Source organism: Nitratireductor sp. PBL-C9, assembly GCF_050877045.1.
In the GTDB taxonomy this organism is placed as follows: domain Bacteria; phylum Pseudomonadota; class Alphaproteobacteria; order Rhizobiales; family Rhizobiaceae; genus Nitratireductor; species Nitratireductor aquimarinus.
On sequence record NZ_JBPAXW010000011.1, the window covers coordinates 53,199 to 67,703 of the forward strand.

The 14,505-nt window shown below is 61.4% G+C and carries 18 protein-coding genes; 8 read left to right on the plus strand and 10 right to left on the minus strand.

Features of this window, described 5'->3' with window-relative positions; genetic code table 11:
* Positions 1-192: 192 nt before the first annotated feature.
* The 7 genes from rplI to ACRTG1_RS21165 form a co-directional block, all read right to left on the minus strand.
* The gene (gene rplI, locus ACRTG1_RS21135) at positions 193-816 is read right to left on the minus strand and encodes a 50S ribosomal protein L9 (RefSeq protein ID WP_432517104.1); all 624 of its coding nucleotides are present in this window, start codon (positions 814-816) and stop codon (positions 193-195) included.
* Positions 817-1,019: 203 nt separating this feature from the next.
* Positions 1,020-1,268, minus strand: coding sequence for a 30S ribosomal protein S18 (rpsR, locus tag ACRTG1_RS21140; protein ID WP_002963610.1), 249 nt, complete (start codon positions 1,266-1,268; stop codon positions 1,020-1,022).
* Positions 1,268-1,699 (minus strand): 30S ribosomal protein S6, encoded by a 432-nt coding sequence (gene rpsF, locus ACRTG1_RS21145; protein ID WP_113154705.1) that lies wholly within the window; start codon positions 1,697-1,699, stop codon positions 1,268-1,270. Before rpsF ends, rpsR begins: the two co-directional genes overlap by 1 nt.
* Positions 1,700-1,946: 247 nt before the next feature.
* Positions 1,947-2,096: a hypothetical protein gene (locus ACRTG1_RS21150; RefSeq protein ID WP_432517105.1), complete on the minus strand. Its 150-nt coding sequence runs from the start codon at positions 2,094-2,096 to the stop codon at positions 1,947-1,949.
* On the minus strand, positions 2,093-2,854 hold the full coding sequence (locus ACRTG1_RS21155; RefSeq protein ID WP_206547376.1) for an ABC transporter permease: 762 nt from the start codon (positions 2,852-2,854) through the stop codon (positions 2,093-2,095). Before ACRTG1_RS21155 ends, ACRTG1_RS21150 begins: the two co-directional genes overlap by 4 nt.
* A complete protein-coding gene (locus ACRTG1_RS21160; RefSeq protein ID WP_206547377.1) occupies positions 2,851-3,780 on the minus strand; it encodes an ABC transporter ATP-binding protein in 930 nt (309 codons plus the stop codon). Before ACRTG1_RS21160 ends, ACRTG1_RS21155 begins: the two co-directional genes overlap by 4 nt.
* Positions 3,781-3,926: 146 nt before the next feature.
* On the minus strand, positions 3,927-4,199 hold the full coding sequence (locus ACRTG1_RS21165) for a hypothetical protein (RefSeq protein ID WP_432517106.1): 273 nt from the start codon (positions 4,197-4,199) through the stop codon (positions 3,927-3,929).
* 180 nt (positions 4,200-4,379) lie between these two features.
* Between ACRTG1_RS21165 and fabD the strand changes: the two genes are divergently transcribed.
* The 8 genes from fabD (at position 4,380) to gmk (ending at position 11,418) form a co-directional block, all read left to right on the plus strand.
* Complete coding sequence (gene fabD, locus ACRTG1_RS21170) at positions 4,380-5,321, plus strand: ACP S-malonyltransferase (protein ID WP_206547379.1); 942 nt, start codon at positions 4,380-4,382, stop codon at positions 5,319-5,321.
* Between the two features lie 65 nt (positions 5,322-5,386).
* Complete coding sequence (gene fabG / locus ACRTG1_RS21175) at positions 5,387-6,124, plus strand: 3-oxoacyl-[acyl-carrier-protein] reductase (protein ID WP_206546641.1); 738 nt, start codon at positions 5,387-5,389, stop codon at positions 6,122-6,124.
* 22 nt (positions 6,125-6,146) lie between these two features.
* A complete protein-coding gene (locus ACRTG1_RS21180) occupies positions 6,147-6,737 on the plus strand; it encodes a GNAT family N-acetyltransferase (RefSeq protein ID WP_432517107.1) in 591 nt (196 codons plus the stop codon).
* Between the two features lie 197 nt (positions 6,738-6,934).
* On the plus strand, positions 6,935-7,171 hold the full coding sequence (locus ACRTG1_RS21185; RefSeq protein ID WP_113154713.1) for an acyl carrier protein: 237 nt from the start codon (positions 6,935-6,937) through the stop codon (positions 7,169-7,171).
* Positions 7,172-7,222: 51 nt separating this feature from the next.
* Positions 7,223-8,479, plus strand: coding sequence for a beta-ketoacyl-ACP synthase II (gene fabF / locus ACRTG1_RS21190; protein WP_432517108.1), 1,257 nt, complete (start codon positions 7,223-7,225; stop codon positions 8,477-8,479).
* Positions 8,480-8,671: 192 nt separating this feature from the next.
* On the plus strand, positions 8,672-9,829 hold the full coding sequence (gene mltG, locus ACRTG1_RS21195) for an endolytic transglycosylase MltG (RefSeq protein ID WP_113154715.1): 1,158 nt from the start codon (positions 8,672-8,674) through the stop codon (positions 9,827-9,829).
* Between the two features lie 29 nt (positions 9,830-9,858).
* Entirely contained in the window at positions 9,859-10,749 is an 891-nt protein-coding gene (locus tag ACRTG1_RS21200) for a YicC/YloC family endoribonuclease (RefSeq protein WP_317089711.1), read from the plus strand.
* Positions 10,750-10,752: 3 nt separating this feature from the next.
* Positions 10,753-11,418, plus strand: coding sequence for a guanylate kinase (gene gmk / locus ACRTG1_RS21205; RefSeq protein ID WP_113154717.1), 666 nt, complete (start codon positions 10,753-10,755; stop codon positions 11,416-11,418).
* Positions 11,419-11,472: 54 nt separating this feature from the next.
* Here the strand turns inward: gmk and rsmA are convergent, their stop codons facing one another.
* From rsmA to ACRTG1_RS21220, 3 genes are all read right to left on the minus strand, one after another.
* On the minus strand, positions 11,473-12,318 hold the full coding sequence (gene rsmA / locus ACRTG1_RS21210; protein ID WP_432517110.1) for a 16S rRNA (adenine(1518)-N(6)/adenine(1519)-N(6))-dimethyltransferase RsmA: 846 nt from the start codon (positions 12,316-12,318) through the stop codon (positions 11,473-11,475).
* Positions 12,315-13,325, minus strand: a complete 1,011-nt coding sequence (pdxA, locus tag ACRTG1_RS21215; protein ID WP_432517111.1) for a 4-hydroxythreonine-4-phosphate dehydrogenase PdxA — start codon at positions 13,323-13,325, stop codon at positions 12,315-12,317. The genes rsmA and pdxA overlap by 4 nt, the downstream gene beginning before the upstream one ends.
* Positions 13,326-13,392: 67 nt before the next feature.
* Entirely contained in the window at positions 13,393-14,328 is a 936-nt protein-coding gene (locus tag ACRTG1_RS21220; protein WP_113154720.1) for a peptidylprolyl isomerase, read from the minus strand.
* Positions 14,329-14,505: the final 177 nt, after the last annotated feature.

The following is a 14,505-nucleotide window of genomic DNA, read 5'->3' on the forward strand; positions in this document are numbered from 1 at the left end:
TCCTGTCTTTAGCCAGTTGATTATTCCTGCCGTCTGTTGACATGAAGCATTCGATTGAGACGAAGCCGACTGATCCCGCAGCATTCGCTGCGAAACAGGCGCTCTGAAACCGGCAAGCAGTCCATCACCGCTTTCAGGCAATAAAAAAGCCGGGCGTTTCCGCCCGGCTTCAAACCGATGAGGCGCGTTGACTTACGAGTTCTCTTCTTCGTCGCCTTCGGCTGCTTCTGCGCCGGCTTCCGAAGCTTCATCATCGTACTCGGCTTCCGGATCGAAGAACTCGTCCGGGCGCGCGGTGTCGTTGATGTCGTCGCCGTAGATGGCTTCAGCGGAATCGAGCGTCTCGCCGCGTGCCTGGCGCTCTGCCTCGTCGCTCGAGCGAGCGATGTTCAGCGTCACGGTTGCCTCGACCTCTGCATGCAGGGCGATGGCGACGTTGACCAGACCGATCGTCTTGATCGGGTGGTTGAGCTCAACCTGGCTGCGGCCGATCTTGAAGCCTTCTTCGGCCAGGAACTCGACGATGTCGCGGGCTGCAACAGAACCGTAAAGCTGACCGGTCTCGGCTGCGGAGCGCACAACCACGAAGGACTTGCCGTCGAGCTGCTCTGCAACGCTTTCGGCTTCCTTCTTCTGCTCAAGGTTGCGGGCTTCGAGCTCAACGCGCTGACCTTCGAACTTCTTGCGGTTGGCAGCGTTGGCGCGAAGAGCCTTGCCGCGCGGCAGCAGGAAGTTGCGTGCGTAACCGTCTTTGACCTTTACCTCGTCGCCCATCTGGCCGAGCTTGGCAATGCGTTCAAGGAGAATGACGTCCATCGTTTCTGTCCTTCTTCATCGGCTTTTGAAGCCGGAAAACAAATCAGGGCAGGTCAGAAACGGAAAATGCCGGTCTGTGCGGCATCTGGGTCGCTGTCCTGCCGGTGGCAGTTAGGGGCAAAGGCCCCAACTCGGGATTTGAAAGAACTCTTCCGCGCCCGCCGCGGAGAGTGGGCGGGCGGATAAACCGCCCGCGCCGAAACTTACTTCACCACGTAGGGGAGAAGGCCCAGGAAACGAGCGCGCTTGATGGCCTTGGCCAGCTCGCGCTGCTTCTTCTGGCTCACCGCGGTGATGCGGGAGGGGACGATCTTGCCGCGCTCGGAAATGTAGCGCTGCAGGAGCTTTACGTCCTTGTAATCGATCTTCGGAGCGTTGGCGCCGGAGAACGGGCAGGTCTTGCGACGACGATGGAACGGGCGCCGCGTCGGGATCTGGTTGATATCGACCATTATTCGGAGCCTTCCTTCTTGTTGTCGCGGTCAAACTCGCGACGGGGACCACGGTCGTCACGGCGCGGGCCGCGCGGGCCACGGTCGTCACGACGCGGGCCACGGTCATCACGGCGCTGCATCATTGCGGACGGGCCTTCCTCGTGTGCTTCGACGCGAACGGTCATGAAGCGGAGGATGTCTTCCGACAGACCCATCTGGCGCTCGACTTCCTTCACGGCTGCGGCCGGGGAGTCGATGTCCATGAGCGTGAAATAAGCCTTGCGGTTCTTCTTGATCCGGTAGGCGAGGGACTTCTGTCCCCAGTTCTCGACCCGGCCGACGGAGCCGCCACCAGCCTCGATGATGCCCTTGAACTGTTCTACAAGAGCGTCAACCTGCTGCGGCGAGAGATCCTGCCGGGCAAGGAACACGTGTTCGTAAAGTGCCATTGTCTTGCCTTTCTTCCTTTTGTGTCACACCGGATCCCAGCGGCTAAAGCCTCAGCGACACCTCTTTGCGGGCAAGCCCGACGAAGAAAGGCGCTTGGACGAGACGGTCGAGAGCGGAGACACGGGAGGCGGAAGGACTTGCCTTCACAACGCACGCACAGGCGCACGGCCCTCCGTTCAGCCCCCAGCTGAAACCGGCAGACCGCGCGCTTATACAGGTTCTGGGCAAAGATGCAAGGCGATTGCCTCAGGCGAGCACATACCAGAAATCGAGGTCCAGACTGGCCGGATCGCACAGATCCAGAAGCGGCTGGCAGACCGGGTGCCCGACATAACCATCGCACAGACGCTTTGTCTTTCCAAGTGAGCGGCCGCTTCGACCCGTTCTTGCCTTCACGTCTTCAGGCGGTAGCCGGTTCTGAAGATCCACCAGATCGCGCCGAGGCACAGAACCAGGAAGAACGAGATCATGCCGATGCTCACGCCGATTCCCACATCCGAGGTCTCGTAGAAGCTCCAGCGGAAGCCGCTGATGAGATAGAGAACAGGGTTGGCGAGCGTCACCTTCTGCCAGAATTCCGGCAGCATCTGGATCGAGTAGAACGAGCCGCCCAGAAACACGAGCGGCGTGATCACCAGCAGCGGAATGAGCTGCAGTTTCTCGAAATTGTCGGCCCAGATGCCGATGATGAAGCCGAACAGGCTGAAGGTCACCGCCGTCATCACCAGAAAGAAGAGCATCCAGAAGGGGTGCCTGATCTCGATGGGCACGAAGAGATGCGCCGTGGCCAGAATGATCAGGCCCAGAATGATCGATTTGGTGGCCGCAGCCCCCACATAGCCGAGGACGATCTCGAAGAACGAAATCGGCGCCGACAGAACCTCATAGATCGTGCCGATGAATTTTGGGAAATAGATGCCGAAGGATGCGTTGGAGATCGAGTTCTGCAACAGTGTGAGCATCATCAGGCCCGGCACGATGAACGCGCCATACTGCACGCCGTCGATCTCCTCGATGCGCGAGCCGATGGCCGCGCCGAAGACGATGAAATAGAGAGAGGTGGAGAGCACCGGCGAGATCACGCTTTGCAGGAGCGTGCGCTTCATGCGCGCCATCTCGAAGAGATAGATGGATTTGACGGCTTCGAAGTTCACTGCTTTTCCTCCACCACCAGGCTCACGAAGATGTCTTCAAGCGAGCGCTGCTGTGTATCGAGATCCTTGACGATGATGTCGGCCTCGCCAAGCGCCGAGAGAAGCGTGGCGATGCCTGTCCGGTTTGCCTGCGTGTCATAGGAATAGATGATCTGCTGGCCGTCGTCGGTCAGCTTCAGATCAAAATGGGAGAGCGTCTCGGGCAGGCTCTCGAGCGGCTTTTGCAGGTCGAGCGTCAGTTGCTTCTGGCCGAGCTTGCGCATCAGTTCGGCCTTGTCCTCGACCAGAAGAAGCTCACCCTTCCGGATGACGCCCACCCGGTCGGCGATTTCTTCCGCCTCCTCGATGTAATGCGTGGTCAGAATGATGGTGACGCCCGTGTCGCGCAGGCGCTTGACCAGCCGCCACATATCCTTGCGCAGCTCCACGTCGACGCCGGCGGTCGGCTCGTCCAGAAAGAGGATGCGCGGCTCATGGGCCAGAGCCTTGGCGATCATGACACGCCGCTTCATGCCGCCTGAAAGCGCGATGATCTGGCTGTCTTTCTTTTCGTAGAGCGAGAGGTCGCGCAAAATCTGCTCGACCAGAGCCGGGTTCGGCTTCTTGCCGAACAGGCCGCGGCTGTAGCTCACCGTGGCCCAGACCGTCTCGAAGGTTTCGGTGTGCAGTTCCTGCGGCACGAGGCCGATCAGCTTTCGCGCCTCGCGGTACTGGCTGACAATGTCATTGCCTTCCACCGTCACCGTGCCGGTGGAAGGGCGCACAAGCCCGCAGATGATGGAGATCATCGTCGTCTTGCCGGCGCCATTGGGGCCGAGCAGGGCGAGGATTTCACCGCGTTCGATGTCGAGATCGACCGATTTGAGCGCGGTGACGCCGCCTTTATAGGTCTTGGATAGATTCTTTATGGAAAGGGCTGTCGTCATGGAAGCGCGTCCGTGAGATCGGAAAAGGGGAGCCGCGCAGATATAGGCAATAAGCCGTCATCATGCCAGCGGACCGCCATGCCCGCTGACAAACCCTGACATCGTCCGGATGGAAAGGTGAGGGGCGAACGCTCCTCGGGACAGACCTAATTGTTTTCCGGGTCCGTCTCCGCCTCGAAGGCGAGCTTTCCGCAGCGCACCATTGCATAAAGCGCCGGCAGGCCGACGATCACTGCAAGCACGATTTCTCCGACCGAGTTGAGGTGCAGAAGACCGGAAAGTCCCCACACGCCCGCAGCTGATGCCACGGCCACTTCGGTGGACACAAAAAGCGTCACCGAAACAAAGCCAAGCATCTGGAGAAGTGTGACCTTGCGCGCCGACACCTTCACCTGCGGCTGTTCAGTTTCAAAAGACATGTCTGAAAATACCCCTGCACGCCACCGGAATTGGGGCGGAGCCCGGCAACTACTCTCCTCAATTGTGGAGTTTTCATGTCAGGGCAGGAGCAGGACCCGAAATGCCCAAAAAGCTTGACGCGCCAGTTGTGTTGCGTCACCAGATGCGCCCGATAACGATGTTATTTTGGAGATTTGGCGATGGGCATCGCTTTCACCTTTCCGGGACAGGGCAGCCAGGCTGTCGGCATGGGACGCGATCTGGCGGATGCGTTTCCGGAAGCACGGGATGTGTTCCACGAGGTCGACGACGCGCTGGAGCAGAAGCTTTCCAGCATCATGTGGGAAGGCCCCGAGGATGAGCTGACGCTCACGGCCAATGCGCAGCCGGCGCTGATGGCGGTTTCCATTGCCGCAATGCGTGTCATGGAAAAGGGTGGTCTGTCGCTGAAGGACAAGGTGTCCTGCGTGGCCGGTCATTCGCTCGGCGAATATTCCGCGCTCTGCGCTGCCGGCATGTTCTCGCTGGCCGATACGGCGCGCCTCCTGCGCATTCGCGGCAACGCCATGCAGGCAGCTGTTCCGGTTGGCGAGGGTGCGATGGCGGCGATCATCGGCCTTGAGGCGGCAGACGTCGAAGAGATCTGCAAGGCGGCCGCCGGGAGCGGCGTATGCCAGATCGCCAATGACAATGGCGGCGGACAGCTGGTGATTTCCGGCGCAAAGGCGGCTGTTGAGCAGGCAGCGGCGTTTGCCACGGAGAAGGGCGCGAAGCGCGCGATCATGCTGCCGGTGTCCGCGCCGTTCCACTCCGCGCTCATGAAGCCGGCCGCAGACGCCATGCGCGAAGCACTGGCCGATGTGAAGAAAAACGCGCCGGTCGTGCCCGTCGTGGCCAATGTCACGGTGTCGTCGCTGAGCGATCCCGAAGAGATTGCCGAGCGGCTGGTCGAGCAGGTGACGGGCCGCGTGCGCTGGCGCGAAACGGTTGGCTGGTTCGGCGAGAATGGCGTCGACACGCTTTACGAGATCGGTTCGGGCAAGGTCCTGTCGGGGCTGGCGCGCCGCATCAACCGCGATCTCAAGGCGGTTCCGGTTAACACGCCGGCCGATATCGAAACGGCAATGGCTGCGCTCGTCTGAGCTGCAGCGCCACGATGGGCAATCGTGCCCAAACAATGAATCAGGTGACTGAAAAGGACAACGTCATGTTTGATCTGAGCGGCCGCAAGGCACTGGTGACGGGCGCCACCGGCGGCATTGGCGAGGCGATTGCGCGCATTCTGCATGCGCAGGGCGCCATTGTCGGCCTGCATGGCACGCGCGTCGAGAAGCTCGAGGCGCTCGCCGCCGATCTGGGCGACCGCGTAAAGCTTCTGCCGGCGAACCTGTCGGATCGCAGTGAAGTCAAGCAGTTGGCCGAGAAGGCGGAATCTGAACTCGAAGGCGTCGACATTCTGGTCAACAATGCGGGCATCACCCGCGACGGCCTGTTCGTGCGCATGAGCGACGAAGACTGGGATTCGGTCCTCGAGATCAATCTCGGCTCGGTTTTCCGTCTGACCCGCGAGCTGACGCACCCGATGATGCGCCGCCGATTCGGCCGCATCATCAACATCACCTCCGTGGTGGGCGTCACCGGCAATCCCGGCCAGGCGAATTACTGCGCCTCCAAGGCGGGCCTGATCGGCTTTTCCAAGTCGCTGGCGCAGGAAATCGCCAGCCGCTCGATCACGGTCAACTGCGTTGCTCCGGGCTTCATCGAATCGGCCATGACCGACAAGCTCAACGACAAGCAGCGTGACGCCATCATGGGCGCCATTCCGATGAAGCGCATGGGCAATGGTGCGGAAGTCGCATCGGCTGTCGCCTATCTCGCATCCAACGAGGCTTCCTACGTGACCGGCCAGACCGTGCACGTGAATGGCGGCATGGCAATGATCTGATCGGTTCACACCGGTCGACACGATGAGCGGGCTCGAGACAAAACGCTTTGTTCTGCGGGATTTCGAGCCCGCCGATGTGGCCGCGCTTGCGGCCTATCAGGCGGATCCGCGTTTCGTTTCCGCACGCCGCAGGGCCGGACAGGCCGCAGGCGATCCGGCAGAGCTTGTTGCGCTCTTTCGCCAGTGGGCAGCGGAGAATCCGCGCAAAAACCACCAGTTTGCAGTGATCTGTCGTAAAACCGGCCGCCTTGTCGGCTGTGCGGGGCTGCGCGCGGCGAATTGTCCACAGGACAGTGGCGAACTCGGAATCGAACTCTCTCCCGACCTCTGGGGACGTTATGGCAGCGCTGCCGAGATCGCATGCGCATTGCTCGATTTCGGCTTCTCAGAGCTCGGCCTGGTGGAAATATTCGGCGACACCACTGCTGAAAATCATCAGGCGGCCCGGCTCGCCTCGTTTCTGGGCGCACAGCCGGAAACCGTCGAAGCAGCCGCAAAGCAAGGTGAGGAAAGCGGTTCAGCGCCTGTCCGATGGCGGTTCTCGCACAAGGCATGGTGGGCACGGGATGGATCGCGTCCGGGGGCTCGTCCAAAGTGGATGTCGGGTGATTAACGCTTGGCTCGCGCAGTTAAATCGTGATATGCGCCCGCCGAAAGCCGTTCCACGAGCCGCGCGTAACCCGTGTATCGAGGACGGAATAACGAAGGCTTCGCGCTGGCCATGTCAGCGGGTTAGTCGTCATTTAGCTTGATTAGCGGCAATCGTGCGGCTAACGAAGATCGGAAATTCAGAAAGTCGAGGGTTCTCTCATGAGCGATACTGCAGAACGCGTTAAGAAAATCGTTGTCGAGCATCTGGGCGTCGAAGGCGACAAGGTGAACGAAGGCGCAAGCTTCATTGATGATCTTGGCGCAGACAGCCTCGACACCGTCGAGCTGGTCATGGCCTTTGAAGAAGAGTTCGGCGTTGAAATCCCGGACGACGCTGCCGAGACGATCCTCACCGTCGGCGACGCCGTGAAGTACATCGACAAGGCGACCGCCTAACGCCTCCGGCGTTATCGCTACAAAAACGTAGTCAAGGCGGATATTCAGCATATGAGACGTGTTGTCGTCACCGGTATGGGGCTTCTTTCACCGTTCGGCCTCGGTGTTGATCATGGGTGGAAGAGCCTGCTTTCGGGCAAGAGTGCGGCCAGCCGCATCGACAGTTTTGAGGTCGATGATCTGCCGTGCAAGATCGCCAATACGATCCCGCGCGAAGGCGAAGGGGCGTTCAACCCCGACGCCTTTCTGGAACCCCGCGAGCAGCGCAAGATCGGTGAGTTCATCACCTACGGCATTGCTGCGGCAGACCAGGCGCTGGAAGATTCCGGCTGGAAGCCGGAAACCGAAGACGACAGATACGCCACCGGCGTTCTGATCGGTTCGGGTATCGGCGGCATCGAAGGCATTGCTGAAAACGCCTTGACGCTGGAGCAGCGCGGTCCGCGCCGCATCAGCCCCTTCTTCATCCCCGGCAACATCATCAACATGGTGTCCGGCCAGGTGTCCATTCGACACGGATTGAAGGGGCCGAACCATGCGGTCGTGACCGCTTGCTCCACCGGCGCGCACGCCATTGGCGATGCCGCGCGCCTCATCATGCTTGGTGACGCCGACGTCATGCTTGCGGGTGGTGCTGAAGCACCGATCACCCGTCTGTCGATCGCCGGCTTCTCCGCATGCAAGGCTCTCTCCACCAGCTTCAACGATACGCCGGAAATCGCTTCCAGGCCCTATGACCGCGACCGCGATGGTTTCGTCATGGGCGAGGGTGCAGGCGTGCTCGTGCTGGAAGAGCTGGAGCATGCAAAGGCGCGTGGCGCCAAGATTTACGCCGAAGTGGTTGGCTATGGCCTGACGGGCGACGCCTATCACATAACGGCGCCGGCGGAAGATGGCGACGGTGCCTATCGCTGCATGAAGGCAGCGTTGAAGCGCGCCGGCATGACACCTGCCGATCTGGACTACATCAACGCACATGGCACTTCGACCATGGCGGACACCATCGAGCTTGGAGCCGTGGAGCGCCTCATGGGCGATGCCGCAGGCAATGTTTCGATGTCGTCCACCAAGTCGGCCATCGGCCATCTGCTTGGTGCCGCGGGTGCAGCAGAAGCGATCTTCTCGGTTCTGGCCATTCGCGACAACATCGTGCCGCCGACCATCAATCTGGACAATCCACAGGTTGAAACGGCCATCGATCTGGTGCCCAACAAGCCGCGCGAACGTCAGGTTGACGTAGCGCTCTCCAACTCCTTTGGCTTTGGCGGCACCAACGCGTCTCTCGTATTCAAGCGTTATGAGGCCTGAACGTTTCCGATAGCGGGCTTGCAGTTTTGCCATTTTCGCAATTCATTCTGTTCAGACACGAATCGAAATGGCGCGCGGCAAGCTCCGGTGACGCAATTTTCGAAACTTGCGTAAACGTTCATAACGCGAACACAGAATAGGACAGGACCGGCGGCAATTGGCGCCGTTCTGAAAGGGAGCGGTCCAAGAAGCATGACAGGGACTTCCGGCGATAATTCCAGCGGCTATGGCCGCCAGCCAGACGAAGAGCGCGGCCGTACTTTCAAACCGGCCAGCCAGACATTACGACCGGAGGCGGGAACCCCGCCGCCGAAGCGCTCCAGGCGCGCGCGCAGCCAGTTCGTGGTGTTCTTCAACTTCGTCTTCTCTTCCATCGTCTTTCTGGTGGTTCTGGCCGGCTTCGCCTTCTATTTCGGCAAGCGCGAATTCCATCAGCCCGGCCCGTCAAGCACGGCCGAGACCGTTCTCATCAAACCGAACACGGGTGTGAACCAGATCGCCAGCCTGCTCGAGCGCGAGGGCGTGATCAGCGATGCGCGCATCTTCTCCATCGGTGTGCGCGCCTATGGTGCCGATTCCGAGCTCAAGGCCGGTGAGTACGCCATCGACGCCCGCGCTTCGATGCATGACGTCATGGAGCTTCTGAAGAGCGGCAAGAGCGTTCTTTACTCGCTCACCATCCCGGAAGGGCGGACCGTCGTCGAGGTGTTCCAGCGTATTCAGGATACCCCGGAACTCTCCGGCAAGCTGCCGGATGAGATGCCGCCGGAAGGCAGTCTTGCAGCCGACACGCTGCGCTTTACGCGCGGCATGGACCGCACGGCGGTCGTCGAGAAGCTCCTTGAGGATCAGCGCGAGCTGGTCGACAGCATCTGGGAGCGCCGCGACGAGGGACTTCCGGTCAAGGACAAGAACGAGTTCGTAACGCTGGCCTCCATCGTGGAGAAGGAAACCGGCATTGCCGACGAGCGCCCGCGCGTTGCAGCCGTCTTCATCAACCGTCTGAACAAGGGCATGCGTCTGCAGTCGGACCCGACCATCATCTATGGTCTGTTTGGCGGCCAGGGCAAACCGGCCGATCGCCCGATCTACCGGTCCGACATCGACAAGAAGACGCCTTACAACACCTATCAGATCGACGGGCTTCCGCCCACACCGATCGCCAATCCGGGCCGTGCGGCGCTTGAGGCCGTGGCAAACCCGTCGCAGACCGACGAACTTTACTTCGTCGCGGACGGTACGGGCGGCCACGCCTTTGCCAAGACGCTCAAAGAGCACAATGAGAACGTCGCACGCTGGCGCAAGCTGGAGCGCGAGCGCCAGACGGAAGACGAGGCCGGCTCCAACTGAGCCGGACCGTCGCGCGAAGAGGGGGACGCATGAGCAGGCTTCAAAGCATGACGGGCTTTGCCCGTGCTTCGCGCGACCATGATGCCGGTGGCATCGCCTGGGAGCTGAAATCGGTAAACGGGCGCAGCCTTGAAACCCGCTTTCGCCTCCCTCCCGGTTTTGAACGGATCGAGCAGGGCGCGCGCCAGCGTCTGCAGAAGCGCTTTTCGCGCGGCAATGTGCAGGCTTCGCTGAATTTTACGCAGAATGGCGCTCTGCGCCGCCCGGTTGTCGATGAAGAGTTCCTGAAAGAGGTCGCAGAGCTGGCCGGTCGCCTGCACGAGCAGTTCGGCGCTGCTCCTGCAACGGCAGACGGGCTGCTGGGCTTGCGCGGTGTGCTCGACTATGCCGATCCCGTGGCGGATGAAGAGGTTCGCGCCTCGCTCGATGAAGCCATTCTTTCGACCTTCGATGAGGCGCTTGTCAGCCTTGAGAGCGCGCGGCGGGATGAGGGCGCGGCGCTCGAACGCATCCTGCTTGACCAGGTGGCGCGCATCGAGACGCTGACCGATCAGGTCGAAAATGATTCCTCCCGCTCGCCCGAGGCCATACGCCAGCGTCTGAGCGAGCAGGTCGCCCGCCTCATGGATGCGACCACCGGCTTCGATGAAGCCCGCCTCCACGCCGAGGCCGCCATCCTTGCAGGCAAGGCGGATATCCGTGAAGAGATCGACCGTTTGCGCGCACATATCGCATCGGCCCGGGCTCTGATCGCCTCCGGCGGCCCCATAGGTCGAAAGCTTGACTTCCTCGGTCAGGAGTTCAACCGCGAATCCAACACGCTTTGCTCAAAGTCCAACGCGACAACCGTCACGGCCATCGGCCTTGAATTAAAGGCCGTCGTCGATCAGTTCCGCGAGCAGGTCCAAAATCTGGAGTAGACCATGTCCTCGCAGACGTCTCCTGCCGTTTCGACCGAAGTCGCGCGCCGCGGCCTTATGCTCGTCCTGTCTTCACCTTCGGGTGCAGGCAAGTCGACCATCGCACGCACGCTTCTGGCCGAGGTGAAGGGGTTTGAACTTTCGGTAAGCGTTACCACGCGCCCCCGCCGCGCCAGCGAAATTGAAGGGGTGCACTACCACTTCAAGACGCAGCGCGAATTCGAGATCATGCGCGACAATGACGAATTGCTGGAGTGGGCCGAGGTTCACGGCAATTTCTACGGTACCCCCCGCGCGCCTGTCGAAAAGGCGCTGACCGAGGGGCGCGACATGCTGTTCGACATCGACTGGCAGGGCGCGGAGCAGCTGCGCGAGAAAATGCGCGGGGATGTGGTCTCCATCTTCATCCTGCCGCCCAGCATGAAGGAGCTGCTTGGCCGTCTCACGCGGCGCGCCGAGGATACGCCCGAGATCATCCAGACGCGTCTGAAGAATGCGCGGACGGAAATCGAGAAATGGCTGGATTACGATTATGTCGTGATCAATGAAGAGCTCGATCACGCCTTTTCGTCGGTGCGCTCCATCGTAGAGGCAGAGCGCCTGCGGCGCGACCGCCGCCCCGGCCTGTTCGATTTCGTTTCGGGCCTGCTCAGCGAAGACGGCAACTGAGCTTCATTTGCATTTCATGGTCGGGCTGCCTTACCCGACCATCTGCAAAATCTGTCAGGATGAACTGGTCTGGGAAGCGTTGGCCAGCGCCACGAATTCGGCCACAGAGAGCGTTTCCGCACGTCGCGTCGCATCGATCCCTGCGCGCGCCAGAAGCGCTTCACCACCCAGCGATTTGACGCTCTGGCGCAGCATCTTGCGGCGTTGGCCAAACGCTGCTTCCGTGATCTTCGCCAGCCTTTTGGGCTCGACCGCCAGCGGCTCGGCGCGCGGCACGATATGCACCACGGACGACGTCACTTTCGGCGGGGGCGTAAAGGCCTGTGGAGGCAGGTCAAAGGCGATCTTGGAGACGGTGCGCCAGCCGGCCAGAACGCCAAGCCGACCATAGGCCTTGTCGCCGGGTTCGGCGACGATGCGCTGCGCCACTTCGCGCTGGAACATCAGCGTCATCGAGGCGTAGAAGGGCGGCCATGCGTCGGGCGTCAGCCAGCGTACGAGAAGCTCCGTTCCGATATTGTAGGGCAGGTTGGCGACAATCCGCACCTTGCCGTGCGCCTCCGGGGCGAGGGCTGCGAAGTCCGTTTCCATGGCGTCGCCATTCACCACGTCGAGCCGGCCCGGATAGTTCGCGGCGATCTCCGCCAGCGCATCGAGACAGCGCTCGTCACGTTCGATGGCGATCACGCGTTCTGCGCCGGCCATCAGCAGGGCGCGCGTCAGACCGCCCGGTCCGGGGCCGACCTCGATCACCGTCGCGCCTTCCAGATCGCCCGCAGCCCGGGCGACCTTGGCCGTCAGGTTCAGATCCAGAAGAAAGTTCTGGCCGAGCGATTTCTTGGCGGCGAGGCCATGCCTGGCGATGACCTCTCTGAGTGGTGGCAGGCCATCGGCCGTCATTTTATGGTGTCCGTATTGTCTGAGAGCCGGCGCGCAAGCCTGATCGCCGCAATCAGGCTGTCGGGCCGGGCGATGCCGCGTCCGGCAATGTCGAATGCCGTGCCGTGATCGGGCGATGTGCGGATGAAGGGAAGGCCGAGCGTGACGTTCACCGTCTCGTCAAAGGCAATGGTCTTCACGGGGATCAGCGCCTGATCGTGATACATGCAAAGTGCGGCGTCATAGCCAGCGCGGGCGCGGGCGTGAAACATCGTGTCGGCGGGCAGGGGGCCGAATGCGTTGATCCCGTCTTCCTGAAGCGCGTGGATCGCCGGCGCGATGACGTCACGGTCTTCCGTGCCCATGGCCCCGCCTTCGCCGGCATGCGGGTTGAGCCCGGCAATGGCAAGGCGCGGTTCTGCTATGCCGAAGCGCTGGCGCAGCTCCCGATCTGTGATCCGCGCGACCTCTTCCACGAGCGCCTGTGTCAGGGTTTCAGGAACCCCTGCCAGCGCCTGATGAACGGTCACCGGAACGGTCCGCAGATCGGGGCCCGCAAGCATCATGACAGGCGTGGCCGGCCTTCCGGTCAGCTCCTCTGCCAGATGGCCCAGAAACTCCGTGTGGCCCGGAAAACGAAAGCCTGCATCATAGAGTGGCTTCTTGGCGATGGGCGCGGTGACCACAGCCGCCGCACGGCTTTCCACCGTGTCCGTCACGGCGCGTGATATGGCCTCGATGACACCCGCCGCATTCACCGTCTCGGGCTGGCCTGCGCTGTCGGTCAGACGGTTTTCGAGCGGTGCGACCGGCAGCCGATTGTCAAAAGCGCTCGCTGCCGCCTCGGGCTCAGCCTCGCACAGCGGTACGTCGAGCCCCAGATGGCGCGCGCGTGCGGCCAGAAGGGCAGGGTCGCCGAGAACATAGAAGGGCGACAGCTTATCCTGGTCGCGCCGAAGCCAGGCCTGAAGAATGACCTCCGGGCCGATTCCGGACGGATCGCCAATGCTGAGCGCGAGCGGGCGCAAGAGCCACCTCGTTGGATCTAGGGTCGAAGAAAGATGAGCCCGGCAAGGCCGGGCTCATGAAGAACAATCAGCGCTTGGTGATGCGCGCGTTCTTGCGCAGCTCGGCGAGATATTCCTGCGAGGCCTTTTCCATGTCCTCGCCGCCCGAGCCTTCACTCTGGAACATCATCTGAGCGACACGGTCGTCGGAAACTTCGCGCGTGCTGCAAACGCCGATGAACTCGACGCCGCGCTCTGTCGTGCGCACGCCGGTCGCGTTTCCGGGAGACGTCTTCTTGATCTGGTCTTTCCAGTCGCCCGGCAGCTCCGGTTCAAGAATACGGCCAAGGTCACGCACGGTCACGTCGATCAGCCCCTTGGCGAACTCACGGGTCGAATCGCAGCCCCGGAAGCGGCCACGCAGCGCCTGTGCCTCGCGCTGGCGCTTGCCAAGTAACTTCGAGCGCTCGGCAGACGGAACGACGAAGATGACCTGCTGAAGCATGTATTCGGTCGCGCTCGGTTTGTTGCCACCCTGCTGAAGCATCTTGGCGACAACATCCTGCTCGCTCATGCCGCCGGAAGAGCTGTTGCGCGCCTGCATGACGCGGCTCCAGCCGATCTGCGAACGGATGAAATCCTTGAAGTGCGCTGCCGTCACGCCCGACTGCGCCATCACCTGGTTCAACTGGCTGGTGGTCATCCGGTTTCCGCTGGCGAAGCGCTGATAGGCCTGATCCACCATCTCTTTGGGGATGTTGATGTTGCGCCGCTGCATTTCCTGCAGCTTGAGCGTCTGCTCGATCATCTGATCGGTGGCTTTCTGGCGCAGATTGCCACCCTCGCGCTGCAGTCGCAGAAATGCGACGCGCCGGTCGATATCGTAGCTGGTCACCGGAAGATTGTTGACCACATAGCGAATTTCGGTCGCCATGGCACTGGTACCGCCGAGAATGGGCATTGCCGTCGCCACGGCCAACGTCAACACGCTCGCGCGCACAATACGCCTGCAATTGCTAAACATCGTCACATTTCTCACTTTTGCACCCCGCAATTGCGTCTGGGATAACAGCAAATGCACTGGAGCTACAGTCCCTTGGACCGTTTTATCCGCCAGCCTGGGGCAAAATCATGACTTTAGGGGAGGTCATGTCCAAATGAGGCCGGAAGCGAAGCTCCCGGCCTGCCTGTTCAAAGGCTC